The sequence below is a fragment of the Mycobacterium shinjukuense genome (assembly GCF_010730055.1).
Classification (GTDB): domain Bacteria; phylum Actinomycetota; class Actinomycetes; order Mycobacteriales; family Mycobacteriaceae; genus Mycobacterium; species Mycobacterium shinjukuense.
On the sequence record NZ_AP022575.1, the window covers coordinates 4,093,544 to 4,117,816 of the forward strand.

Here is a 24,273-nt window from a genome sequence, read left to right on the forward strand (position 1 = left end):
GAATGGGGTACCACCCGTGCAACCGGGTGACCACCCCAGGCGCGTGACCCGGTCACTCAGCAGGAAGGAACGACCATGTCCCCACGCGATTACGACACACGTCGGGCGTCCGACGTCGAGATCGCGGACGGGCCCGCTCTGCGCGAGCTAGCACCCGCGTTGCCCAGACTGTCCATGGCGGTCGTCGACGACGATTCTTACGACGCGCCCCTTTTCGAGCCGCCCGGCGCGGACCTGTCCGGGGAAGAGCTGTCGGTCGCGGTGATTCCCCAACGGGCCGACGAGTTCACCTGCTCGTGCTGCTTCCTAGTGCAGCATCGCAGTCGGCTACGAAGCGCCAGCGGTGGCCGGCTGATCTGCGCTGACTGCATCTGAGGCGGCGGGCCCGCCGCCGGTCTTCCGCGGAACTTCGGACCAATGGCGGCGATCGGGGGCCGAAAGACCCGCCACCGCGGTTTCCCGGCTTTCTCGGCGGTACGTTGCTGCTCGGCGTCAGCGCGCCGGCGCATGCACCCCGCGCGGCCGACTTGACGAAAGCGATGCACACATCCGCCGAAGGCGGGTGTCTAATTGGTGCATGGAACTGATGATGCCCACCGACTCGATGTTTCTGTTTACCGAATCACGGGAGCATCCCATGCACGTGGGCAGCTTGTCGCTGTTCGAGCCCCCGGAGGGGTCCGGTCCCGGGTTCATCCGTGATTTCTACGACCGATTGATTGCCAACAACGAATTTCAGCCCACCTTCCGCAAACGCCCGGTGACGATCGGTGGCGGTATCGCGCGGGTGGCATGGGCCTACGACGACGAAGTCGACGTCGACTACCACGTCCGGCGTTCGGCGTTGCCCTCGCCCGGACGCGTCCGCGACCTGTTGGAGTTGACCTCGAGGCTGCACACCAGCCTGCTTGATCGCCACCGCCCGCTGTGGGAGCTGCACGTGGTGGAGGGGCTGAGCGACGGCCGGTTCGCGATGTACACCAAGGTCCACCATGCCCTCATCGACGGGGTTTCGGCGATGAAGCTGATGCAGCGCACGCTCTCGCCCGACCCCGACGACACCAGCGTGCGGGCGATGTGGAACCTGCCTCGGCCACCGCGTCCGCAGTCCGGCGGCTCGAATCCATTGAACTCCCTGGTCAATTTGGCGGGTTCGGTTCTAGGACTTGCTCCTTCGACGCTGAAGCTGGCTCGCGCCGCACTGTTGGAGCAGCAGTTGACGCTGCCGTTCGCGGCCCCGCACACCATGTTCAACCGCAAGGTCGGGGGAGCGCGCCGGTGCGCGGCTCAGTCGTGGTCGCTGGACCGTGTCAAGAGTGTCAAGCAGGCCGCGGGCACCACCGTTAACGACGCCGTCTTGGCGATGTGCGCCGGCGCGTTGCGCTACTACCTGATCGAGCAGAACGCGCTGCCGGCCACACCCCTGGTTGCGATGGTTCCGGTGAGCCTGCGCTCAGCGCAGGACGTTGACAGCGGTGGCAACAAGGTCGGCAGCATTCTGTGCAACCTGGCCACCAACGTCGAGGACCCAGCAATGCGGCTGGAAATCATCAGCGAATCCATGCGCCGCAACAAGAAGGTGCTCGCCGAGCTGTCACCGGTGCACGTGCTCGCGCTGTCGGCGCTGAACATGGCGCCGCTGATGCTGGCGGGGGTACCGGGTTTCCTGTCGGCCATGCCGCCACCGTTCAACATCGTCATCTCGAATGTGCCGGGACCGAGTGAGCCGCTGTACTACGCGGGCGCCAGGCTCGACGGCAGCTACCCGCTGTCGAACATCCCCGACGGCCAGGCGCTGAACATCACCCTGGTGAACAACGCCGGCAATCTCGACTTTGGACTGGTCGGCTGCCGCCGCAGCGTGCCGCACCTGCAGCGGTTGCTGGCGCACCTGGAATCGTCGCTGAAGGATCTCGAACAGGCCGTCGGGGTCTGACGGCCGCCTGACGGTGCCCAAGCTCAGTGCCGGACTGCTGCTGTACCGGTTCCGCGACGGGGCGGTCGACGTCCTCATCGGGCACCCGGGCGGCCCGTTTTGGGCGCGAAAGGACGACGGCGCCTGGTCGATCCCGAAGGGCGAGTACACCGACGGGGACGATCCCTGGGCGGCCGCCCGGCGCGAGTTCACCGAGGAAATCGGACTGCCGGTGCCCGACGGGCCAGCAATCGACATCGGTTCGGCGACACAACCCAGCGGCAAGGTGGTGACCGTCTTCGCCGTCCGCGGCGATCTGGACATCACCGAGGCGCGCAGCAACACCTTTGAGCTGGAGTGGCCCAAAGGATCGGGCACGGTGCGCAAGTTTCCCGAAGTCGATCGGGTCGGCTGGTTCCCGGTCGCGCGGGCGCGGGTGAAGCTGGTCACGGGGCAGCGTGTATTCCTCGATCGGTTGATGGCGCATCCGGCGGTGGCCGCGATGTGCGCCTCAGCGCAAGGGACCGGCGGCTCGTCGGCGATGCCGACGGACCGCGACGAAGATCGCCGTCGCCGCGATCGCGGCGACTAGCAGTCCGCCGGCCAGGACCACCACAACCGGGATGATGACGTCGTCGTAGACGGTGTACGCCTGCCGGTAGGCGTTGTCGTCGGGTGCGTCGCCGAAGGTGAAATCGGAAGATATTTGCGACGTCTGATAGATGTCCACCCGAGTCTTGGTCAGGTACCCGCCGTGGTTGCTGGTCAGCTCCCGCAGCACCGGGTCGGCGACGGCGTCGGCGATGTTGCCGGCGAACTGCAGCCGGGTGGTCTGGTTTCCAGCGTCGGCGTCGGTGCGCTGCTGCCGGTGGTCGGACAGGGTGAACACGACGACGTGTTGCGGGCCCGGGGCGGCGACCGAGAGCCGCATCGGATAGACCAGCTCCGACGACCGGAAGGTCAGCCGGAGCGGGTTGAGCCCGCCGACTATCGGGGCCGCGCTGGTGAGCCGTATGGCGACGAACGCCCAGCCGTCCCGGACATACGGATCGAGTGCCTGTGACACCGCCGGCCGGATGGCATAGCCGTTGTCGGACAACCACTCTTGCAGGCCGGCCAGGTCGCCGCCGGCCAGCGTGGTGGCCTCCAGCGGGCCGAGGACGACCCGGGTGATCACGTCGGGCGGCTTGGCGGCCAGGGCGTCTCCGCGGGGAGCCGAAGCCCCCAACCCGATTCCCAGGCTCCACCGTCGCTGATGCTGGATCTGCGGAGCGGTCAGCCTGTCCAGCTCCAGGAAAGTGGCCCCGTCGCCGGCCGCGACCGTTGCCGGCGTGGGAGTGGGCACCACCAGGGCCACGTTATCGGTGGCGGCATTCATCGAAAGCTGCATCAGGATCGTCTCGCTGGTGCCATCCCAATGCACCAGTGCGACTTCCTGATTCAGCGTGGCTTGCGCGTCACCCGGAGCGATCGCGGCACCACACGCACAGGCGTGGCTCGGCGTGGCCAGCACGGTGGCCGCCAACCCCAGCGCGGCCACAACGACGACGACCGCCGACCGGCACACGCGTAGCACCGTCATCCCGCCGATGCTACCCGGCACTGTGACCGCGGCCACCCGCTGTGCATTCCGGCCACCGCGCGGACAACGGCACAATGTGGGGATGACGACTAGGCCGATGGAGCCCACCGATCAGGCCGAAACGCAGGCGTTATTGCTGCAGCTGCTGGATCCCGCCAACCGGATCGACCCCTATCCGCTGTTCGCCCGGCTACGTGACCACGGGCCGGTGTTGTTGCCGGAGGCCAACGTCGCCATCTTCTCGGCGTATCGGGACTGCGACCAGATTCTGCGGCACCCGTCGTCGAGCAGTGACGCGCTGAAGTCGACGGTGGCGCAGCGGCAGCTCCGGGAAGCCCAAGAGCAGCGCCGGCTGGATCCGCCGGGATTCCTGTTCCTCGATCCGCCCGACCACACCCGGCTTCGCCGGTTGGTCAGCAAGGCGTTCGTGCCGAAGGTGGTGAACGCGCTGCGCCCCGACATCAGCGCGCTCGTCGACGAACTGCTGGACCGGATCGCCGAGAGGGGCCGGTTCGATGTCATCGCTGATTTCGCCTATCCGCTGCCGGTGGCCGTCATCTGCCGGTTGCTGGGTGTGCCGTTGGAGGATGAGCCGCACTTCAGCCGTGCGTCAGCCGTGCTGGCGCAGTCGCTGGATCCGTTGGTGCCCGACGACGAGACGGCGGAGACGTTCGACGAGCAGCACCGCGCCTCACGGTGGTTGCGTGACTATCTGCACGGCCTGATCGAGCGGCGCCGGTCGCGGCCCGGCGACGACCTGATGTCGGGACTGATCGCGGTCGAGGAGTCGGGCGATCAGCTGACCACCGACGAGATCGTCGCCACCTGCAACCTGTTGCTGGTCGCCGGGCACGAGACCACGGTGAACCTGATCGCGAACGCCATCTTGGCGATGCTGCGCCACCGTGGCCAGTGGGCCGCGTTAGGGGCCGACGTCGGTCGTGTCTCGGCCGTCGTCGAGGAGACCCTGCGTTACGACCCGCCCGTGCAGTTGGCGGGTCGAATCGCCGCCGACGACATGACGATCGGCGACGTCGAGGTGGTCAAGGGCGACTCGATGTGGCTGCTGCTGGCGGCGGCTCAGCGTGATCCCGCCGAATTCGACCGACCGGATACCTTCGACCCCGATCGTGCGACGTTGCGGCACTTGGGGTTTGGCCGGGGGATCCACTATTGCCTGGGTGCTCCGCTGGCGCGGCTGGAAGCCGGCGTGGCCTTGTCGGCGGTGACGGCGCGTTTCCCGGACGCGCGAATCGACAGCGAGCCGCGGTACAAGCCGAACGTCACGCTGCGTGGGCTGTCCGCGCTGACGGTCACGGTCTAAAAGCTGGTCCCGGCGCCGTTACGGGGGGTGAGCCGCGGCCCGCCCAGGCTGATCCCCAACGGAATGGGCGTGGCCACCGGGTCGGTGGCGTCGGCGTCGTAGTAGACGCCGATCGTGTACTCCCCCTCGGTCTCGATGGTGAACGAGAGGTCGTAAGTAAAGCAGCGGTACTTGTACGGTTTGTTGTCCTGGTCGGGCCATTCCCACATGGATCGGACCGCTCCGCGTCGCTCCCCACCCGGATCCTTGCACACGATGAACAGCTGCGGGTTGTAGTCCCCACCCGCCGGCGCGTGCACCACAAGCACAATAGGAACCGTCAACCACATCGGGATCTGATCGACCGAATAACTGGTCGTGGGGATGCGTGTGGCGTTGATCGCGCCGTCGGCCAGCGTGGCGGACCCAGCCACCAAGAGTGCGGCTACCTGCATCACGACAGCTTAAACCGTGCCTTGGCGTCAGCGGATGCGACCACGCTCTGGTCGATCCGCGTCGCCGAGTCCCGCAACAATATCGCCGAGACTGAAGGTCAGCGGTTGTTCGAGTTGGGCATAGCCGCAGGAGCGTGGGTCACGGTCCGGGCGCCACCGGTTGAATTGCGCGGTGTGGCGAAACCGCGAGCCTTCCATGTGGTCGTAGCGGACTTCGACCACCCGCTCGGGGCGCAGCGGCACGAAGGAGAGGTCCTTGCCGGCGTTCCAGCGGGAGAACTCGTTCTTGCGCGGGGTGCGTTCGCCGGAAACGTGGGCGGCCCAGCTCCACGGGTGCTCGTCGAAGATGGTGACCAGCGGCTGCAGCTCGGCGAACAGCCGGCGCCGCTCGGGCATCGGAAACGCCCCGATCACACCCACCGAGGCGAGTTGGCCGTCGTCCTGGTAAAGCCCGAGCAGCAGTGAGCCGATCGCGTCGCCGCCGGACCTGTGTAGCCGATACCCGGCGACCACGCAGTCGGCCGTCCGCTCGTGCTTGATCTTGAACATGACGCGTTTGTCCGGCTGATAGGTGATGGTCAGCGGCTTGGCGATGACGCCGTCCAAGCCGGCTCCCTCGAACTCCTCGAACCAACGCTGCGCCGTCGCTCGTTCGGTGGTCGCCGGCGTGACGTGAATCGGCGGCCCGGAACCGGCGAGCGCCGCAACCAGGGCCGCGCGCCGCTCGCTGAACGGGCGCTGGGTGTAGTCCTCGTCGCCGAGGGCGAGCAGGTCGAACGCGATGAAGGACGCCGGCGTGTGATCGGCAAGCGTCCGCACCCGCGAATCGGCAGGATGGATGCGTTGTTGCAGCGCCTCGAAATCCAGGCCGTGGCCGGTGGCGATGACGATCTCGCCGTCGATCACGCAGCGTCGCGGCAGCTCGGCCTTGACCGCCGCGACCAGCTCGGGAAAGTAGCGGGTCAGCGGTCGTTGGTTGCGGCTGCCCAGCTCGACCTCGTCGCCGTCACGGAAGCAGATGGACCGGAAGCCGTCCCACTTGGGCTCATAGGACGCGCCCGGCGGGATTGCCCAGACCGATTTGGCCCCGACCGATTTGGCCCCGACCGATTTGGCCCCGACCGATTTGGCCAGCATCGGCGAAACCGGCGGCATGACGGGCAAGTCCATCGATCCATTGTCGCTTGCGGCATGCTGGAACCCAGCTATGGCTGGCGCAGCACAACAACTCGACGTCGACGGCATCGCGGTGCGGGTGACCAACCCGGACCGGGTGTATTTCCCCAAGCTGGGGTCGAAGGGCACCAAGGGGCGGCTCGTGGAGTACTACCGCGCCGTGGCGGGTGGCCCGATGCTGACCGCGTTGCGGGACCGCCCGACACACCTGCAGCGCTTCCCGGCCGGCATCGACGGCGAAGAGATCTACCAGAAGCGGATACCGCGGCACCATCCCGATTACCTGCAAACCTGCCGGGTGACCTTCCCGTCGGGACGGACCGCCGATGCGTTGCGGGTGACCCACCCGGCTGCGGTCGTGTGGGCGGCGCAGATGGGCACCGTCACCCTGCACCCCTGGCAGGTGCGCTGCCCGGACACCGAGCATCCCGACGAGTTGCGCATCGACCTGGACCCGCAACCCGGGACGGGGTTCGCGCAGGCGCGCTCGGTCGCCGTCGACGTGCTGCGCCCGCTGCTCGAGGACCTCGGGCTGATCGGCTACCCGAAGACGTCCGGGGGTCGCGGCATCCACGTGTTGCTGCGGATCGCCGCCGCGTGGGACTTCATCGCGGTACGCCGCGCGGGCATCGCGCTGGCCCGCGAGGTGGAGCGGCGGGCGCCGGACGCGGTGACCACCTCGTGGTGGAAGGAGGAGCGGGGCGCGCGCATCTTCATCGACTTCAACCAGAACGCCCGCGACCGCACCATGGCGTCGGCGTACTCGGTGCGGCGGACGCCGATCGCGACCGTGTCGACGCCGTTGACCTGGGACGAGCTGGCGGTCGCCGACCCCGACGACTACACCATGGCCACGGTGCCCGACCTGGTGCGGCGCCGCCAGGACCCGTGGGCCGGGATGGACGACGTGGACCAGTCGATCGTGCCGCTGTTGGACCTGGCGGCGGCCGACGCCGAGCGCGGCCTCGGCGACCTGCCGTATCCGCCGAATTATCCCAAGATGCCCGGCGAACCCAAGCGGGTGCAGCCGAGCCGGGACACGGACCGGACCAGCAGAAACAAGCCGAAGTGACGCCGGTCGGATCCGGTGTCGCTCGGGACGGGCTCACCTGCGGCGAGAAGACGCAAAATCGCCCAATTTCGTGCCGAAATGGGCGATTTTGCGTCTTCTCACGCCGGTCGGGGTGGCGGGATTTGAACCCACGGCCTCTTCGTCCCGAACGAAGCGCGCTACCAAGCTGCGCCACACCCCGCTTGAAGCCACGACAGCCTATCGCACCGGGCCATCCGCTAGCTAAACCGCGGGTCCGCGCATCACGTCCAGCGACCGGAGCGTTCGAATTCGACCAGTCTCTGGGCGGGACCGGCGGGATCGAGCCCCTGCGCGGCGACCCACTCGTCGTTGAAATAGGTGTCGGCGTAGCGGTCGCCACCGTCGGCGAGCAGGGTGACCACCGAGCCGCTGCGCCCGTCGGCGACCATCTCCGCGAGCAGGCCGAAGGCCCCCCACAGGTTGGTGCCGGTCGACGGTCCCACGCGGCGGCCCAGAACGGCGCTGACGTGGTGGGCGGCGGCGATCGACGCCGCGTCGGGCACCGCCACCATGCGGTCGACCACCCCGGGTAGAAACGACGGCTCCACCCGCGGCCGGCCGATGCCCTCGATCCGCGACGACGCGGGGATGACGATGTCGGACCGGGCCTCGGCGTAGGCGGGGAAAAACGCGGAGTTCTCCGGATCGACGACGCACAGCCGGGTCGCGTGCCGTCGGTAGCGGATGTAGCGGCCGATCGTCGCGCTGGTTCCGCCGGTGCCGGCACCCACCACGATCCATTCCGGAATGGGGTGTGGCTCGTCGCGCATCTGCAGGTAGATCGACTCGGCGATGTTGTTGTTGCCGCGCCAGTCGGTGGCACGTTCGGCGTTGGTGAACTGGTCGAGGTAGTGTCCGCCGGTCTCGGCCGCCAGACGCGCGGCCTCCGCGTACACCTGGCTCGATTTCTCCACGAAATGGCAACGGCCACCCTGCGATTCGATCAGCGCCACCTTGGCGGCGCTGGTGGCCGCCGGCATCACGGCGATGAACGGCAGACCCAGCAGAGCCGCGAAATACGCCTCGGATATCGCCGTCGAACCCGACGACGCCTCGACCACCGTGGTGCCCTCACCGATCCACCCGTTGCACAGCGCGTACAGAAACAACGATCGCGCCAGCCGGTGTTTGAGGCTGCCGGTGATATGGGTGGTCTCGTCCTTGAGGTACAGCTCGACGTCGACGTCGTGAGACCAAGCCGACGGCAGCGGGTAGCGCAGCAAATGGGTGTCGGCGCTGCGACGCGCGTCGGCCTCGATCAGCCGGATCGCGTTGTCCGTCCAGCTCCGGGACCGGTCACGGACCGCAATGCGGGTCCGATCGGTCACCGCACCGACGCGCTTGGCTGCAGACGGCCCAGGTTGCTGGTGGAATCCCGGCCGCCCATCGGGGTCGCGATCAGCGTCAACAACGTTGCCTCGGGGCGGCAGCAGAACCGCACCGGCGCAAACGGTGAGGTACCGATCCCGGCGGAGACATGCAGCCACATGTGCTCCCCCCACCGCGAGGCCCCCTTGGCCCGGGACCGGTCCAGGCCGCAGTTGGTCACCAAGGCCCCGTAGAACGGAAGGCACAGCTGCCCGCCGTGGGTGTGGCCGGCCATCACCAGTTGGTAGCCGTCGGCGGCGAAGCGGTCCAGCACCCGCGGCTCCGGCGAATGGGTCAACCCCAGCCGCAGGTTCGCGGTCGGGCTAGCCGGGCCGGCGATCGTGTCGTAGCGGTCAAGGTCGATGTGCGGGTCATCCACCCCGGCGGCGACGATGTGCAGCCCGGCCACCTCGAACTCGCGGCGGGTGTGGGTCAGGTCCAGCCAGCCCCGCTCGGTGAACGCCGCCCGCAGGTCCTGCCACGGCAGCGGTTCGCCGCGGACGCGGTGATCCGGGTTGGTCAGGTAATTCAGCGGGTTCTTCAGGCGTGGCCCGAAGTAGTCGTTGCTTCCGAAGACAAACACGCCCGGCCGCGACAGCAGGTCGCCCAGGGTCTGCACCACCGCGGGCACCGCCTTGGGGTGCGCCAAGTTGTCGCCGGTGTTGACCACCAGGTCGGGCTCCCAGCTGGCCAGCTCGCGCAACCAGGCCTGCTTGCGGCGCTGGTTGGGCAGCATGTGCAGATCGCTGATGTGCAGCACCCGCAGCGGTGTGGAGCCCGGCGTCAGCACGGGCATGGTCACCTCGCGCACGACGAACGCGTTGCGCTCGACGAGCGCGGCGTAACCGATGCCGGCGACGACCGAGCCGAGCGCGACGGCGCCGGTGCGTAGTAGGACGGGCACGCCCCGGCGACGATGCGTGCCGCGCAGCGGCCCGGGAAGGGGCCGGGCAATCGAGTCTTGAGCAGCGGCCATACTGGCAGCCTACTGCCGGTCGGCGCATCCCGGCGCGTCTGCGACGCGCACGGCGACTACGGAGGCGGCGGAGGCGCGGGCGGCGCCAACAACGGAATCGTGATTGGCGGCAGGCCCGGAATCTCGATGACCTGCGATCCAACCACCTCCGGCGGCGCACCCTCCGGCGGCGGAGGCGGCGGGGGCGGGATGCCGTTACTGATTTGAATCGTCACGATCGAACCCGGAATCGTCTGGCCGCTGGGTGACGTCCCGACCACCTCACCGTACTTTGCGGAGCTGTTGACCGAGTTCGGTTGGTCGGCCACCTGGAATCCCGCGTCCCTGAGCCGTTGGCGCGCCTGGTCCACGTCCAGACCGGCCACGCTCGGCACCCGCGACGCGGGTGAGCCGTCCACGTAGCGCGGATCGGTGGGCGGCAGGCGTATTTCACCGAAGTTGGTGGCGATCGGCTTCATCGCGGTGAACCAGGTCCGGGCCGGCTCGTTACCGCCGTATAGGTCACCGCTGCCGCAGTGGCGCAGCGGGCCGGAACACAGGTCCGTCGGTGTCGTGGAGTCGTCGTAGATGTAGTTGGCCGCCGCGTAGCGGTTGGTGAAGCCCACGAAGCCGGATGACCGGTGGGCTTCGGTGGTACCCGTCTTGCCCGACATCGGCAGGTCCCAGCCCACCGCGCCGGCCGATCCGGCCGCCGTGCCGCTGCCCACCGCGTCCTTGCTCATCGCGTTGGCGAGGGTGTTGGCCAGCCCCTCGGGCACCACCTGATCGCAGGTCTCGGTGGTGACGGCCACTTCGTTGCCGTTGCGGTCGATCAGCTTGTCGATCGGGTTCGGCGGGCACCACATGCCGCCGGAGGCCAGCGTGGCCGCGACGTTGGACAGTTCCAACGCGTTGACCTCGATGGGGCCCAGGGTGAACGACCCGATGTTTTGCCGTTTGATGAAGTCGGCCAGGCTCTCGTTGCTGTCGGGGTTGTAGTCGCGGGCGGTGCCGGGATTGGCGTAAGACCTCAGGCCCAGTTTGATCGCCATGTCCACCGCGCGCCCGACGCCGACCTGGGAGATCAGCTTGGCGAACGCGGTGTTGGGCGAGGTGGCCAGCGCGTCCGTCACGTTCATCGATCCGCGGTAGTTGCCGGCGTTGACCACGCACCAGGTGTCCTTGGGGCATCCCTTGGCCCCGCCACTGCCCAGGCCCTTGGCCTGGAATCGGGGCGGCACGTCGAGCTGGGCGTTGATACCCATGCCCATCTCCAGCGCGGCGGCCGTGGTGAAGATCTTGAAGATGGACCCGGCGCCGTCGCCGACCAGCGAGAACGGCTGCGGCCGCATGGTCTCACCGGCCTCGATGTCCAGGCCGTACTTGCGGTTGCTGGCCATCGCCAACACCCTGTGCGACGTCTTGCCCGGTTGGAGCACGCTCATCACGCTGGAGATGCCGGCGAGGGTCGGGCTGGCGAACTTGTCGATGGCGGCCTTGACCGGGGCCTGCACGTCCGGGTCCAACGTAGTGCGGATGAGGTAGCCGCCGCGGGCCAGCTGCTCCTTGCTGATCCCGGCCCGAGACAGGTACTCCTGGACGTAGTCGCAGAAGAAGGCGCGGTCACCGGCGGCGATGCAGCCCCGAGGCAGCTCGTTGGGCTGCGGCAATACCCCCAGCGGTTGGGCCTTGGCGGCACGCAGCGCGTCAGCCTCTTGCGGCAGGTTCTCGATCATGGTGTCCAAGACCAGGTTGCGCCGGGCCAGCGCGCCTTCGGGGTTGGTGTACGGGTTGAGCGTGCTGGTCGACTGCACCATGCCCGCCAGCAGCGCCGCCTGCTGCCAATTCAGGTCTTTGGCGTCCACGCCGAAGTAGGTTTGCGCCGCGTCCTGCACGCCGAACGAGTTGTTGCCGAACGACACCAGGTTCAGGTAGCGGGTCAGGATCTCGGGTTTGGTGAAGGTCTTGTCCAGGGTCAGCGCCATCCGGATCTCGCGCAGCTTGCGCGCCGGGGTGGTTTCGACGGCCGCGCGTTTCTCGGCATCGGTTTGGGCCGTCACCAGCAGCTGGTAGTTCTTCACGTACTGCTGCTCGATGGTCGAACCGCCCCGGGTGTCCAGGTCGCCGGACGCGTAACCCGCCAGCCCGGTCAGGGTGCCCTTCCAGTCCACCCCGTTGTGGTCGGCAAACCGTTTGTCCTCGATCGAGACGATCGCCAGCTTCATGGTGTTGGCGATCTTGTCGGAGGGCACCTCGAAGCGCCGCTGCGAATACAGCCAGGCGATGACGTTGCCCTTGGCGTCGACCATCGTCGATACCGCCGGGACTTGGCCCTCCAGGAGCTGGGCCGAGCCGTTGGCCACGACCTCGGAGGCGCGGTTGGACATCAGCCCCAGGCCCCCGGCGAACGGGAACATCAACGCCGTGGCCACGACGCTTGCCAGCAGACAGCACCCAGCGAGCTTCACGATCGTGATCACGGCCGGGGGGCGGTCGGGCATGGGTACCACAGTAGCGATCCGGTGTCCCGTCCCCACGCCGTGTAACCCGAAAAAAATCTTCGGCGAGACGGTGGCGGCGGCTCCGGCCGGGGCGGGGCGCTAGTTGGCCCCTGCATCACAGGTCAGACGCGCAATCGGGGGACCAGCGCGGCGTATTTGCCCCGGCCGATTCGCCCAAGACGGCACGCGCGTCCCAAAAGAACCGTTATCATACTGTTGCGCAATTGGCAGGCGACCACCTAACTTAGATACGCAGTGAGATTCAGGTAACACCGATGTGCACAGTGTGAGTTAGAGCGCAACATCGGCTGGTACCCAAGGAGGGCGGTCGCGATACGGCGACCGAAGGAAGGGATCAGCTCGTGTCAGCAACACGTCCGGGCGCTCGAAGAACAAACCTCACGTCCGCGCAAAACCTGCTCCGCACCGTCGACCCGGAAGAACGGATCAATTGGGTATCGAAAGCCCTGTGTCGTGCGACCGACCCCGATGAGCTCTTCGTCCGTGGGGCTGCCCAACGCAAGGCGGCGGTGATCTGCCGCCACTGCCCGGTGATGCAGGAGTGCGCAGCCGATGCGCTGGACAACAAGGTCGAGTTCGGCGTATGGGGCGGCATGACCGAACGTCAGCGCAGGGCCCTGCTCAAGCAACACCCCGAAGTGGTTTCGTGGGCGGACTACCTCGACAAGCGCAAGCGGCGCACCGGCACCGCCGGCTGACTTTCGCCCCGATCAGGGCGGGTGGGGCCGCCGTCTTCCTGATGACATTTTGATTACAACGCCGGGTGAGCGGCGTTAACTTGCTTGCGTCCAATAGGAACTGGCTCGTGCCCAATAGACCGGTTTCTGAACGGCCGTCATACCGCCGGCGGGGCGGTTGCGCGGCCCGCATCGTCGCCGGCCGGTGCGATCTGGTCGGCGAGCGCGCGTAGCGCCTCGAGGTCGGAGACGTCGAACGGCAGCGACGGCACACCCCTGACCGGCACGTGCGGGTTGGCCGCGGTAAACCGGGACAACAACCGGATCTCCCGCTTGGCGGTATGCCCCCGATCGGCATGGATCCGCAGCACGGCCGCCGCCAGCGATGCGGCTTCCGAGTTGGCGTGATCGACCTCCAATGTCTCGGTGGCGTCGATCGCGCGCTCGACCGGCAACGGGCACAACAACGGGTGGGTGCGGTTCAGGATGAGCCCCGCGAGCGGCATCCCTTCCTCCGACAGCCGGTCGACGAAGAACGACGCCTCGCGCAACGCGTCGGGCTCTGCGGCCGAGACCACCACGAACTGGGTGCCACGCCGCTTCAACAGCGCATACGTGCGGTCGGCTTTCTCGCGGAACCCCCCGAACGTGGCGTCCAGCGATTGAACGAACTCGGCCGCATCGCTCAGCATCTGCGAACCCAGCACGGTCGACAGCGCCTTCATCGCCAAACCCATGACGCCGGTCACCAGCCGGCCAATACCCCGGCCGGGCGCGAGCAGCAGCCGCCACAGCCGGCTATCCATGAAGCTGCCCAGACGTTTGGGCGCGTCCAGGAAGTCCAGCGCGTTTCGCGACGGGGGTGTGTCCACCACCACCAGGTCCCAGCGGTCCTGGCCCAGCAGCTGCCCCAACTTCTCCATGGCCATGTACTCTTGCGTTCCGGCGAGCGACGTGGCCACCGTCTGATAGAACTGGTTGTCCAGAATCGCTTGTGCCCGTTCGGGTCCGGAATATTGGACCACCATTTCGTCGAACGTGCGGCGCATGTCGAGCATCATCGCGTGCAGCTCGCCGGGAACTTCGGGCGCCAGGGGTACGCGCTGCGGTGCGTTGCCAAGGTCGTTGACTCCCAACGCTTGTGCGAGCCGCTTGGCCGGATCGATCGTCAGAACCACCACAGTACGGCCGTATTCGGCGGCACGCAGCGCCATCGCCGCTGCGGTGGTGGTCTTGCCGACACCACCGGCGCCGCAGCACACCACAACCCGGTTGGAGGTGTCGGCCAGGATGGCGGCCATATCAAGGGGCACAGGCCGGTGAGCGGGTGAGGTACTCATCGAACCCCCTGCCGGGCAAGCGATTCGGAGAGCTCGTAGAGGCTGCCGAGGTCGACGCCGTCGGAGATCGTCGGCAGTTCCAGTCGTGGAACGTGCAAGGCGTCAAGTTGTTGCGCGGTTTCGGCGCGAGCGGCGATTCGGGTGGCATGCTCGATGGTCTCGGTGAGCAGACCGGCGAAGTCGTTGTCGGTGAGCGTGATCCCGGCCGTCGCCAAACCGGCCCGCACCGAGTCCGCGTCGACATCACCCTCGGCGGCTTTCGCCAGGTCTTCGGGCTGCAGATAGGCCGGGATGTTGCGATTGACGATCACACTGCCGATCGGCAACTGGATCTCGGCGAGCTCTTCGATGGCTTCCAAGGTTTCCTGCACCGGCAGCGCTTCGAGCAGGGTGACCAAGTGGATCGCCGTCTGGTCGGAGTGCAGCAACTTGACGACGCCTTCGCTTTGCGAGTGCACCGGTCCGCCCCTGGCCAAGTCAGCGACGGCCTTGGTGACATCCAGGAAGCGCGAGATCCGGCCGGTCGGGGGCGCATCCACGACGACCGCGTCATAGACCGGCAGCCTGTTCTTGTCGACACGCACCACCGTCTCCTTGATCTTGCCGGTGAGCAGCACGTCGCGCAGCCCGGGCGCGATGGTCGTGGCAAACTCGATCGCACCGATGCGGCGCATCGCCCGGCCCGCGATGCCCAGGTTGTAGAACATGTCCAGGTATTCCAGGAACGCGGCCTCGATGTCGATCGCCAGCGCGTTGACATGGCCGCCGCGTTCGGCGGTCGCGATCTTGACCTCCTGGTAGGGCAGCGGCGGCACGTCGAAGAGCTGCGCAATCCCTTGGCGCCCCTCGACCTCGACGAGTAGGACCTGGCGGCCTCCGGCCGCCAGGGTCAGCGCCAGCGCGGCCGCGATCGTCGACTTTCCGGTACCGCCTTTGCCGGTCACGAAATGCAGGCGGGCCTTTGACAAGCGCGACGGCCAGCCAACGGCGGTGCCGCCGCTCGAGGTGTTTGCCACCATCGCATGCTAAACCCACCACCGTCGGCGGCCACCGGGCTGGCCGAAGCCGATCACATCCGGCGGATAAGCTCACGGCATGACCCAACCCACCGCATGGGAGTACGCAACGGTTCCGCTGCTCACGCACGCCACCAAACAGATCCTCGACCAGTGGGGAGCCGACGGCTGGGAGCTGGTGGCGGTGCTCCCCGGGCCCACCGGCGAGCAGCACGTCGCCTACCTGAAACGCCCGAAGTAGGCAGGTCCGGGTCATGAACGCCGGATCCTCTTGGAAGACGCGGCTCGGGCAACTCGGCATCACGCTTCCGCAAGCGGCGGCGCCGCTGGCCGCTTATGTTCCCGCGGTGCGCACCGGCAATCTGGTCTTCACTGCGGGCCAGTTGCCGTTCGATGGGGGAAAGTTGGCCCGGACCGGCAAAGTCGGCGCCGAGGTTAGTCCCGACGAGGGCAAAGCGCTGGCGCGCATCTGCGCGCTGAACGCGTTGGCGGCCGTCGACGCGCTGGTGGGTCTTGATTCGGTGACCCAGGTGGTCAAGGTGGTCGGCTTCGTCGCGTCCGCACCCGGGTTCAACGGCCAGCCGAACGTCGTCAACGGGGCCTCCGACCTGCTTGCCGAGGTGTTCGGCGACAACGGCGCGCATGCGCGTTCGGCGGTCGGTGTCGCTGAGTTGCCACTGGACGCTCCGGTGGAGGTCGAGTTGATCGTGCAGGTCGGCTGACGGCCGTGGCGCCGCCAGCGGAGTCGCTGACCCATCCGGCGTACGGCCGGCTGCGGGCGGTCACCGACACCGCCTCTGTCCTATTGGCCGACAACCCCGGTCTGATGACGTTGGAGGGCACCAATACGTGGGTGCTGCGCGGCCCGGGCAGCGGCGAGCTGGTGATCGTCGATCCCGGTCCCGACGACGACCATATTGACCGGATCGCCGCGCTGGGCCGCATCGCGCTGGTACTGATCAGCCATCGGCACCTCGACCACATCGCCGGCGTCGACAAGCTGTTCGAGCGGACCGGGGCCCCGGTACGCGCCGCCGATCCGCAGTTCCTCCGCGGCGATGGGGTGCCGCTGACCGACCGCGAGGTGATCGACGCCGCCGGGCTGACGATCACGGCGCTGGCCACTCCCGGCCACACCGCTGATTCGCTGTCGTTTGTGCTCGACGATGCGGTGCTGACCGCGGACAGTGTGCTGGGCCGCGGGACCGCCGTCCTTGACAAGGCCGATGGCAGCCTCGCCGACTACCTGGAATCCCTGCACCGGCTCGGCGGCCTGGGCCGGCGGACGGTGTTGCCCGGGCACGGGCCGGAACTGCCCGATCTGGCTGCCGTCGTGCAGGGGTACTTGGCGCACCGGCGGGAGCGGCTGCAGCAGGTGCGCGCGGCGCTACGCGAGCTTGGCGATGACGCCAGCGTTCGCCAGATCGTCGAACACGTCTACGTCGACGTCGACGAGAAGCTCTGGGATGCGGCCGAATGGTCGGTGCAGGTGCAACTGGACTACCTGCGTCGCTGAAGTCCCACCGAGGCTGTAGTTAACGTGAAAGAGTGCGAGTAGAGACCTCGGTAACTACAGGCTCGGCGCGATCGCGCGGTTGCGCCCGCGCTGCGCGCGCGCTTACCTCGCTCGCGGCTGGATCCTCGCTCGGTTGCGCCCGCGCTGCGCGCGCGCTTACCTCGCTCGCGGCTGGATCCTCGCTCGGTTGCGCCCGCGCTGCGCGCGCGCTTACCTCGCTCGCGGCTGGATCCTCGCTCGGTTGCGCCCGCGCTGCGCGCGCGCTTACCTCGCTCGGCGGGCTAGGCGCTCGGAGTCACAGATGAGCACGCTCTTGCCCTCCAGACGGATCCAGCCCCGGTGGGCGAAATCGGCCAGCGCCTTGTTCACCGTCTCCCGGGAAGCGCCCACCAGCTGGGCGATCTCCTCTTGAGTCAGGTCGTGGGTGACGCGCATGGCGCCGCCTTCCTGGGTGCCGAACCGCTGGGCAAGCTGCAGCAGCTGCTTGGCCACCCGACCAGGCACATCGGTGAAGATGAGGTCGGCCAGATTGTTGTTGGTGCGGCGCAGCCGGCGGGCCAGCACCCGCAGCAGCTGCTCGGCAATCTCCGGTCGATTGGCGATCCATGCTCGCAGCGCATCGCGATCCATCGACACCGCCCGCACCTCGGTGATCGTGGTCGCGCTGGAGGTCCGCGGTCCCGGGTCGAAGATCGATAACTCGCCGAACATGTCCGATGGGCCCATGATGGTCAGCAGATTCTCCCGGCCGTCCGGTGAGCGACGGCCGATCTTGACCTTCCCCGAGATGATGATGTAGAGCCGATCACCCGGCTCTCCCTCGGCGAAAACCGTGTGTCCGCGGGGGAAATCGACAGGCTGCAGCTGCTTGGTCAGTGCGGCGACCGCGCTGGGCTCAACCCCTTGGAAGATTCCTGCCCTTGCCAGGATCTCGTCCACGTTGCCTCTTCAGCTCTCCAGTGATACGGGCAGGCCACCTAATTGTCAGTGACACGACTCTATAAGGTAGGCCAATCGGTCCGACCTGCCAACGCTACACACGATCGACGTGTCGAGTCGCCCTGAACCGCGAATTGGACCCGGAATGCCGGTGAACCCGGGTCGCTGACCCCGCCTCGAGGGGGCTCGCGTGGTCCGTCGGCAAAGGACGACTCGGCGCGATGTTTACCGGGTCGTGCCCTGGTGGATGACGGTCGGGTGAGGCCCAGGGCCTGCCGTCGGTGCAGGTAGGCCAGCGCCTCCGGCATGCCTTCGCGGGCTAGCGTATGCACGTCTAAGGCGTCCGCCTGGTCGAGAAATTCCGTGACCTCGGCGGCGGCGACGTTTTCCTGGGCGAGCGCCCTTTCCAGGCGCCCCAGCCCGAGTGTGGCCAACATCAGCAGCCCCGGAATGCCGGCCACCAGCAACCATGACACAAGGAGAGTAAACATGGCCTTGAATTAACACGGGGTCTCGGTGAGATCACGAAATCAGTACTCTGTCGTAGGTGACAGCGGCAGAGTCGTCCGGGCGATCTGAAGCGATGCCCGCCCCGCCCCGCCCAGCCCTCGCCAGACGCTGGTCCGAAGAAACCCGAACCGGCTTGGTGCGACGGGCTCGGCGAATGAATCGCAAACTGGCACAGGCATTTCCGCATGTGTACTGCGAGCTGGACTACACCACGCCGCTCGAACTGGCGGTGGCCACCATTCTGTCGGCGCAAAGCACGGACAAGCGGGTGAACCAGACGACGCCGGCGCTGTTCGCGCGATACAAGACGGCGCTGGATTATGCGCGGGCGGACCGCACCGAACTCGAAAGCCTCATCCGGCCCACCGGCTTCTACCGCAACAAGGCAACCGCACTCATCGGCCTCGGGCAAGCCCTCGTCGAGCGCTTTGACGGTGAGCTGCCAGCCACCATGGACGAGCTGGTCACGCTGCCCGGCGTGGGTCGCAAGACCGCCAACGTCATCCTGGGCAACGCCTTCGGTATCCCTGGGATCACCGTCGACACGCATTTCGGTCGCCTGGTGCGACGCTGGCGCTGGACCGCCGAAGAGGATCCCGTCAAGGTCGAGCGGGCGGTCGGTGAGCTCATCGAACGCAAGGAGTGGACCTTGCTCAGCCACCGGGTGATCTTCCACGGCCGCCGGGTATGCCACGCCCGCAAACCGGCGTGCGGCGTGTGTGTGCTCGCCAAGGACTGCCCCTCCTTCGGGCTCGGGCCCACCGAACCGCTGCTGGCCGCACCGCTGATCCAGGGCCCGGAAACCGAGCACCTGCTGGCCTTGGCCGGCCTGTAGAACCGGGGCCCCGGAAACGTGACCGCGAAAACCCGCTGGACCATCGCGATCGTGGCGGTGCTGATCGCGCTGACGCTGGGGTTGGTCATCCAGCTGCGCGACAATTCCGCGCCAAACGCGACGACCCAAACCCCGGCCCGGCCCGAACATCGTGACGCCGTCACCACGGAAGCGCTGGCCGGGCCCCGGCTGCGCGCGGATCTTCCGCCCTGTCCCGCCCCGGGATCCGGGCCGGGCCCGCGGGCGTTGCGCGGTGTGGTGGTGGAGTGCGCGGCGGACGGTTCCACCGTCGACGTCGCTCAGGCGGTGGCCGGACGCCGGGTGGTGATCAACCTCTGGGCGTATTGGTGCGCGCCGTGCCTGGCCGAACTGCCAGCGATGGCCGAGTATCAACGGCTGGTCGGGACGGAGGTGATGGTGGTGACCGTGCATCAAGATGAAAACGAGACGGCCGCGTTGCTCCGGTTGGCCGATCTCGGCGTTCGGTTGCCGACGCTGCAGGACGGCCGTCGCAGGGTAGCGGCGGCGCTGCACATCCCCAATGCGATGCCAGCGACGGTGGTGCTGCGGCCGGACGGTAGCGTTGCCCAGACCCTGCCGCGGGCCTTCGGCAGCGTCGACGAGATCGCTGCCGCGGTCGAAAACGGGGCGGGGTGAAGCCGCGCGCGGCGACGATGCGGGCCGGGGGCAGCGGCCCGATGAGGAGCCGGGGGAAGTGAAGCTAAGGAGGAGTCGGTGAGTGCTGGGGGTACCGCGCGCGAGCGGGGCAGGGTTTCCCTGACGACCGAACTCGGCCCGCCCTGGCTGCGTCCCCTGGTCGACAATGTCGACCAGGTACCCGATGCGTTTCGGCGCCGGCTGCCGGCTGATGTGCTGGCGATGGTCACCGCCGCCGGGGCGACCGCCTCGCTGCGCGGGGACGGCCGAGATGCCGCCGTTCTGGTGCTGTTCTCGGGTCCGGAATCGGGGCCGTCCGGCGATGTCCCCAAGGAGGCCGACTTGCTGCTGACGGTGCGGGCGTCGACGTTGCGCCACCACGCCGGCCAGGCGGCCTTCCCCGGTGGCGCCACCGATCCCGACGACGATGGGCCGGTTGCCACCGCCCTGCGGGAAGCCCATGAAGAAACCGGAATCGACCTCGGCAGGCTTCATCCGCTGGCCACCATGGAGCGAACGTTCATCCCGCCGTCGCGGTATCACGTCGTCCCGGTGTTGGCCTATTCCCCGGATCCTGGGCCGGTGACCGTCGTCAACGAGGCGGAAACCGCGGTCGTGGCGCGGGTTCCTGTGCACGCCTTCGTCAATCCCGCCAACCGGCTGATGGTGTACCGTCGCCCACACACTCGACGGCTGGCCGGGCCGGCGTTCCTGTTGAACGAGATGCTGGTGTGGGGCTTCACCGGACAGGTGATCTCTGCGATGCTCGACGTCGCCGGCTGGGCCCAGCCCTGGGACACCACCGATGTGCGCGAGCTGGACGAGGCGATGGCCGCGGTCGACGACGAGAGTGACCGACGATGAATTCGATGACGCCGTCGCAGTGGCTGGATGTCGCCGTCCTGGCGGTCGCCTTCATCGCCGCGGTCTCGGGTTGGCGTTCGGGTGCCCTGGGCTCGCTGCTTTCGTTCGCCGGTGTCCTGCTGGGCGCGGTGGCCGGGGTGCTGCTGGCGCCGCACATCGTCACCCACATCGCCGCTCCGCGGGCCAAGCTGTTCACCGCGCTGTTTTTGATCCTGGCGTTGGTGGTCGTCGGGGAGGTCGCCGGCGTGGTGTTGGGACGCGCGGTTCGCGGCGCCATTCGCAACCGGCCGATCCGGGTGATCGACTCCGTCATCGGGGTGGGGGTACAGCTGGTCGTGGTGCTGACCGCGGCCTGGCTGCTGGCGACGCCGCTGACCCAGTCGAAGGACCAGCCCGAGTTGGCGGCCGCGGTGCGCGGTTCGCGGGTGCTCGCCCAGGTCAACGAGGTGGCGCCGACCTGGCTGAAGACGGTGCCCAAGCGGCTGTCGGCGTTACTGAACACCTCCGGCCTGCCCGCGGTTCTGGAGCCGTTCAGCCGCACCCCGGTGATCCCGGTGGCCTCACCAGACCCCGCGCTGGCCAATGACCCTGTCGTGGTGGCCACCGCGCCCAGCGTCGTCAAGATCCGCAGCCTGGCACCGAGCTGCCAGAAGGTGCTGGAGGGTACCGGCTTCGTGATCGCACCCGACCGGGTGATGACCAACGCGCACGTGGTGGCCGGGTCCAACAGCGTGCAGGTGTACGCGGACGGCAAGCCCTTCGACGCCACCGTGGTGTCCTACGACCCCTCGGTGGACATCGCGATCCTGGCCGTCCCCAACGTGCCGGCGCAGCCGCTGATCTTCGCTCAGGACGAGGCCACGACGGGCACCAGTGTGGTGGTCATGGGTTATCCCGGCGGCGGCAACTTCACCGCGACCCCGGCCCGGGTGCGCGAGCTCATCAAGCTCAGCGGCCCCGACATCTACCGCAACCCGCAGCCGGTCACCCGCGACGTGTACACCATCAGAGCCCATGTCGAGCAAGGTGATTCGGGCGGACCGTTGATCGACCTGGACGGTCAGGTGCTGGGTGTGGTGTTCGGCGCCGCGGTCGACGACGCCGACACCGGCTTCGTGTTGACGGCCGGTGAGGTGGCAAACCAGCTTTCCGGGGTGGGTGCTACCCAACCGGTGGGCACCGGGGCCTGTGTCAGCTGAGCCGGCGCCGATACACCTGCTCGAGAAACCGCATCAGGTGCCGGTTGATTTCCTCGGGCGCCTCCTCATGGCTGAAATGTCCCGCCCCGGCGATCGAGATGTACCGACCGTGCGGCGCGTACCGTTGGGTGCGCTCGACCGGGTGAGCCAGCACGAAGGGATCGGCGTCGCCGCGTAGGTGCAAGACGGGGATGCCCGGTCGTTGGTTCATGGATTTCATGAATCGCCGGCCCTCGTCGCGCAGTTGGCTGCGCACCGCCCAGCGCTGGTATTCGAGTGCGCTGTGCGCCGCCGCCGGGATCTGGATCGCCTGGCGCAGATAGCCGATGCTTTGCGAGAAGTCTTCGGATGCAAGCCATTTCGGGCTGCTGCGGCTGCGGATGAGACGTTCGATCTCGGCCGCGTCGTTGCGGGTCAGCCAGCGTTCCGGCCAGATCGGCACCTGATAACGCAGCAACGTCGGAAGCAGCGCGCGACCTTGATCGCGGCGCGTCAGCGCGCAGCGTCGCAGCGCGGCCGGGTGCGGCGCGCTGATCAGGGCGATGGCGCGCACCAGCCGGGGATGCAGCAACGCGGCGGTCCAGCAGGCCAGGCCGCCGTCGGCGTGGCCGACCAGCGTCGCCGACGAGTGCCCCAGCGCGCGGATGAGGCCGGCGGTGTCGCCGGCCAGCGTCCAGCCGTCGTAGCCGCGGGGAGGTTTGTCGCTGCCGCCGTAGCCGCGCAAGTCGACCGCGACCACGCGCGCCCCGGTCAGCCCGCGCAGCTGGTGCCGCCAGGACCACCAGAACGAGCCGAAACCATGCAGCAGGATGACCAGCGGCCGGGATGTCGCCGGCAAGCCCGCGTCATGGTCGGGCGGCAACGCCTCGACGACATGGAAGCGGATGCCGTTGGCGTGCACGTCCAGATGGCGCCATGGCCCGTCGATGCGGGTCATCGACGGATCGGGTGCTGGCATCTACCAACCCGAGGGGTCGGTGGGGGTGATGGCCTTGGGTACCCCGGCAGCGGTTTTCTCGTGGCCCGGGGTGAGTGCGGTGCGCGTCTCTTTGACCGATTCGATCGTCTGCCGCGGTCCCCGAATCCGGCGGACCTTCAGGTAGCCCAACAGCGCGAGCACGGCGGTGACCACGACCATGACCGCGAACACGATCGAAAACGCCACCCAACGCCATATCCAGGTGTCCAGCAGCTCGGCGAGCAAGAAGAAGAAGAAGAACGTGGAATAGAACAGCACCACCAGCGCGGAGATGAAGAAAACGCTGCCGGTCAGACCCTTCTTGACATCGCGGGTGATTTCGGCGCGGGCGAGCTCGACCTCGGCCCGCACCAGCGTCGACATCTGCGTGGTGGCGTCCTTGATCAGGTCACCGATCGACGGCTCAGCGGGCCGGGCGTGCGGGTCGGCCAGCGGAATCGTGGTCAGCGTGCTGGGCACACCGTTATTGCGATCGGCTTTGCTCACTGGCGTTCCTCTCGGTCTTGTTGCCCACGGTTCGCGCTCGTCGCGGTTTATGTTGCCATGCGGTGTGACGCCATACGAGGCTGACGTTCGCGGCCGTCCGCAACGGCGACCGACGTTGCCGGGTGATGATCTAGACTGGCGCGCGGCTCTTTGACGTCCGACGAATCGACGGGAGTACCACTGTGCAGACGGCGCACCGCTGCCTTGCCGCGTCGATCGTGGCCATGTCCTGCGCGCTGGTGTGCGCGCCGGCGAACACCGCGGCCGCCGACGACAAGGTGCCGCTGGGTGGCGGTGCCGGCATCGTCGTCAACGGCGACACGATGTGCACCCTGACCACCATTGGCCACGACAAGAACGGCGATCTCGTCGGCTTCACGTCCGCGCACTGCGGGGGCCCGGGCGCTTCGGTCGCCGCGGAAGGATCCGAAAGCAAGGGCCCGGTAGGCACCATGGTGGCCGGCAATGACGGCCTCGACTACGCGGTGATCAAGTTCGATCCGGCCAAGGTGACGCCGGTCGCCACCTTCAACGGCTTTACCATCAACGGCATCGGCCCGGACCCGGTGTTCGGCCAGATCGCCTGCAAGCAGGGCCGCACCACCGGTCACTCGTGCGGCGTCACCTGGGGGCCGGGGCAGGATCCGGGCACCATCGTGATGCAGGTGTGCGGCGGCCCCGGCGACTCGGGAGCACCGGTGACCGTCGACAATCTGCTGGTCGGGATGATCCACGGCGCCTTCAGCGAAAACTTGCCCAGCTGCGTCACCAAATACATCCCGCTGCACACCCCGGCGGTGGTGATGTCGTTCAACACCGACATGGCCGACATCAATGCCAAGAACCGACCGGGCGCGGGATTCGTCCCCGTGCCCGCCTAAAGTCA

At 67.8% G+C, this 24,273-nt stretch carries 24 protein-coding genes, 1 tRNA gene and 2 pseudogenes; 14 read left to right on the top strand and 13 right to left on the bottom strand.

Features of this window, described 5'->3' with window-relative positions; all coding sequences use genetic code 11:
• Positions 1–75 precede the first annotated feature (75 nt).
• From G6N20_RS18495 to G6N20_RS18505, 3 genes and pseudogenes are all read left to right on the top strand, one after another.
• Positions 76–375 (top strand): DUF4193 domain-containing protein, encoded by a 300-nt coding sequence (locus G6N20_RS18495; protein ID WP_083048352.1) that lies wholly within the window; start codon positions 76–78, stop codon positions 373–375.
• Positions 376–577: 202 nt separating this feature from the next.
• The gene (locus tag G6N20_RS18500; RefSeq protein ID WP_083048350.1) at positions 578–1,936 is read left to right on the top strand and encodes a WS/DGAT/MGAT family O-acyltransferase; all 1,359 of its coding nucleotides are present in this window, start codon (positions 578–580) and stop codon (positions 1,934–1,936) included.
• Between the two features lie 13 nt (positions 1,937–1,949).
• Positions 1,950–2,420, top strand: a pseudogene (locus G6N20_RS18505) (NUDIX domain-containing protein); the annotation flags it as partial.
• A gap of 6 nt (positions 2,421–2,426) precedes the next feature.
• Here the strand turns inward: G6N20_RS18505 and G6N20_RS18510 are convergent.
• On the bottom strand, positions 2,427–3,497 hold the full coding sequence (locus tag G6N20_RS18510) for a DUF2330 domain-containing protein (RefSeq protein WP_083048392.1): 1,071 nt from the start codon (positions 3,495–3,497) through the stop codon (positions 2,427–2,429).
• Between the two features lie 82 nt (positions 3,498–3,579).
• Here G6N20_RS18510 and G6N20_RS18515 point away from each other — a divergent pair, with 82 nt between their 5' ends.
• Positions 3,580–4,821, top strand: a complete 1,242-nt coding sequence (locus G6N20_RS18515) for a cytochrome P450 (RefSeq protein ID WP_083048390.1) — start codon at positions 3,580–3,582, stop codon at positions 4,819–4,821.
• On the opposite strand, the gene G6N20_RS18520 is transcribed toward G6N20_RS18515, so the two are convergent.
• Both G6N20_RS18520 and G6N20_RS18525 read right to left on the bottom strand, forming a co-directional pair.
• Positions 4,818–5,255 carry a hypothetical protein gene (locus G6N20_RS18520; protein ID WP_083048346.1) on the bottom strand — a complete coding sequence of 146 codons (438 nt, stop codon included), beginning with the start codon at positions 5,253–5,255 and terminating at the stop codon, positions 4,818–4,820. The two genes, G6N20_RS18515 and G6N20_RS18520, sit on opposite strands and share 4 nt — an antisense overlap.
• 27 nt (positions 5,256–5,282) lie before the next feature.
• Positions 5,283–6,425 carry an ATP-dependent DNA ligase gene (locus tag G6N20_RS18525; RefSeq protein WP_083048344.1) on the bottom strand — a complete coding sequence of 381 codons (1,143 nt, stop codon included), beginning with the start codon at positions 6,423–6,425 and terminating at the stop codon, positions 5,283–5,285.
• A gap of 37 nt (positions 6,426–6,462) precedes the next feature.
• Between G6N20_RS18525 and G6N20_RS18530 the strand changes: the two genes are divergently transcribed.
• On the top strand, positions 6,463–7,503 hold the full coding sequence (locus tag G6N20_RS18530) for a DNA polymerase domain-containing protein (protein ID WP_083048342.1): 1,041 nt from the start codon (positions 6,463–6,465) through the stop codon (positions 7,501–7,503).
• Positions 7,504–7,610: 107 nt separating this feature from the next.
• On the opposite strand, the gene G6N20_RS18535 is transcribed toward G6N20_RS18530, so the two are convergent.
• The 4 genes from G6N20_RS18535 to ponA2 all read right to left on the bottom strand — a co-directional run bounded on the left by G6N20_RS18535 (position 7,611) and on the right by ponA2 (position 12,348).
• Positions 7,611–7,684 (bottom strand) — tRNA-Pro (locus tag G6N20_RS18535).
• Positions 7,685–7,745: 61 nt separating this feature from the next.
• Positions 7,746–8,852: an L-cysteine desulfhydrase Cds1 gene (gene cds1 / locus G6N20_RS18540; RefSeq protein ID WP_083048340.1), complete on the bottom strand. Its 1,107-nt coding sequence runs from the start codon at positions 8,850–8,852 to the stop codon at positions 7,746–7,748.
• Positions 8,849–9,868: a metallophosphoesterase gene (locus G6N20_RS18545; RefSeq protein WP_083048337.1), complete on the bottom strand. Its 1,020-nt coding sequence runs from the start codon at positions 9,866–9,868 to the stop codon at positions 8,849–8,851. The genes cds1 and G6N20_RS18545 overlap by 4 nt, the downstream gene beginning before the upstream one ends.
• 56 nt (positions 9,869–9,924) lie before the next feature.
• The gene (ponA2, locus tag G6N20_RS18550) at positions 9,925–12,348 is read right to left on the bottom strand and encodes a transglycosylase/D,D-transpeptidase PonA2 (protein WP_083048335.1); all 2,424 of its coding nucleotides are present in this window, start codon (positions 12,346–12,348) and stop codon (positions 9,925–9,927) included.
• Positions 12,349–12,710: 362 nt separating this feature from the next.
• On the opposite strand from ponA2, the gene G6N20_RS18555 reads away from it, so the two are divergent.
• Entirely contained in the window at positions 12,711–13,067 is a 357-nt protein-coding gene (locus tag G6N20_RS18555; protein WP_083048333.1) for a WhiB family transcriptional regulator, read from the top strand.
• Positions 13,068–13,204: 137 nt separating this feature from the next.
• Here the strand turns inward: G6N20_RS18555 and G6N20_RS18560 are convergent, their stop codons facing one another.
• Together G6N20_RS18560 and G6N20_RS18565 are read right to left on the bottom strand one after the other, a co-directional pair.
• Positions 13,205–14,386: an ArsA family ATPase gene (locus tag G6N20_RS18560; protein ID WP_083048331.1), complete on the bottom strand. Its 1,182-nt coding sequence runs from the start codon at positions 14,384–14,386 to the stop codon at positions 13,205–13,207.
• A complete protein-coding gene (locus G6N20_RS18565; RefSeq protein ID WP_083048329.1) occupies positions 14,383–15,405 on the bottom strand; it encodes an ArsA-related P-loop ATPase in 1,023 nt (340 codons plus the stop codon). Before G6N20_RS18565 ends, G6N20_RS18560 begins: the two co-directional genes overlap by 4 nt.
• A 76-nt stretch (positions 15,406–15,481) precedes the next feature.
• Between G6N20_RS18565 and G6N20_RS18570 the strand changes: the two genes are divergently transcribed.
• The 3 genes from G6N20_RS18570 to G6N20_RS18580 are packed head-to-tail and all read left to right on the top strand — an operon-like array spanning position 15,482 to position 16,918.
• Positions 15,482–15,643, top strand: coding sequence for a DUF4177 domain-containing protein (locus G6N20_RS18570; RefSeq protein ID WP_003419736.1), 162 nt, complete (start codon positions 15,482–15,484; stop codon positions 15,641–15,643).
• A gap of 13 nt (positions 15,644–15,656) precedes the next feature.
• Entirely contained in the window at positions 15,657–16,124 is a 468-nt protein-coding gene (locus tag G6N20_RS18575; protein ID WP_083048327.1) for a RidA family protein, read from the top strand.
• 5 nt (positions 16,125–16,129) lie between these two features.
• Positions 16,130–16,918 (top strand): MBL fold metallo-hydrolase, encoded by a 789-nt coding sequence (locus tag G6N20_RS18580; protein ID WP_083048325.1) that lies wholly within the window; start codon positions 16,130–16,132, stop codon positions 16,916–16,918.
• 264 nt (positions 16,919–17,182) lie between these two features.
• Here the strand turns inward: G6N20_RS18580 and crp are convergent, their stop codons facing one another.
• Entirely contained in the window at positions 17,183–17,857 is a 675-nt protein-coding gene (crp, locus tag G6N20_RS18585; RefSeq protein ID WP_083048324.1) for a cAMP-activated global transcriptional regulator CRP, read from the bottom strand.
• Between the two features lie 262 nt (positions 17,858–18,119).
• Positions 18,120–18,348 (bottom strand): annotated as a pseudogene (locus tag G6N20_RS18590) (hypothetical protein); the annotation flags it as partial.
• Positions 18,349–18,440: 92 nt separating this feature from the next.
• Here G6N20_RS18590 and nth point away from each other — a divergent pair.
• The 4 genes from nth to marP all read left to right on the top strand — a co-directional run bounded on the left by nth (position 18,441) and on the right by marP (position 21,922).
• Positions 18,441–19,202, top strand: coding sequence for an endonuclease III (nth, locus tag G6N20_RS18595; RefSeq protein ID WP_083048322.1), 762 nt, complete (start codon positions 18,441–18,443; stop codon positions 19,200–19,202).
• 18 nt (positions 19,203–19,220) lie between these two features.
• Positions 19,221–19,859, top strand: coding sequence for a TlpA disulfide reductase family protein (locus G6N20_RS18600; RefSeq protein ID WP_083048321.1), 639 nt, complete (start codon positions 19,221–19,223; stop codon positions 19,857–19,859).
• A 78-nt stretch (positions 19,860–19,937) separates the two neighbouring features.
• On the top strand, positions 19,938–20,723 hold the full coding sequence (locus G6N20_RS18605) for an NUDIX hydrolase (RefSeq protein ID WP_083048318.1): 786 nt from the start codon (positions 19,938–19,940) through the stop codon (positions 20,721–20,723).
• A gap of 5 nt (positions 20,724–20,728) precedes the next feature.
• Positions 20,729–21,922 carry an acid resistance serine protease MarP gene (gene marP, locus G6N20_RS18610; protein ID WP_142272033.1) on the top strand — a complete coding sequence of 398 codons (1,194 nt, stop codon included), beginning with the start codon at positions 20,729–20,731 and terminating at the stop codon, positions 21,920–21,922.
• Here the strand turns inward: marP and G6N20_RS18615 are convergent.
• Together G6N20_RS18615 and G6N20_RS18620 are read right to left on the bottom strand one after the other, a co-directional pair.
• The gene (locus G6N20_RS18615; protein WP_083048314.1) at positions 21,915–22,880 is read right to left on the bottom strand and encodes an alpha/beta fold hydrolase; all 966 of its coding nucleotides are present in this window, start codon (positions 22,878–22,880) and stop codon (positions 21,915–21,917) included. The two genes, marP and G6N20_RS18615, sit on opposite strands and share 8 nt — an antisense overlap.
• Positions 22,881–23,387: a phage holin family protein gene (locus G6N20_RS18620; RefSeq protein WP_083048312.1), complete on the bottom strand. Its 507-nt coding sequence runs from the start codon at positions 23,385–23,387 to the stop codon at positions 22,881–22,883.
• 182 nt (positions 23,388–23,569) lie between these two features.
• On the opposite strand from G6N20_RS18620, the gene G6N20_RS18625 reads away from it, so the two are divergent.
• The gene (locus tag G6N20_RS18625) at positions 23,570–24,268 is read left to right on the top strand and encodes a S1 family peptidase (RefSeq protein ID WP_083048309.1); all 699 of its coding nucleotides are present in this window, start codon (positions 23,570–23,572) and stop codon (positions 24,266–24,268) included.
• The last annotated feature ends 5 nt before the right edge of the window (positions 24,269–24,273 follow it).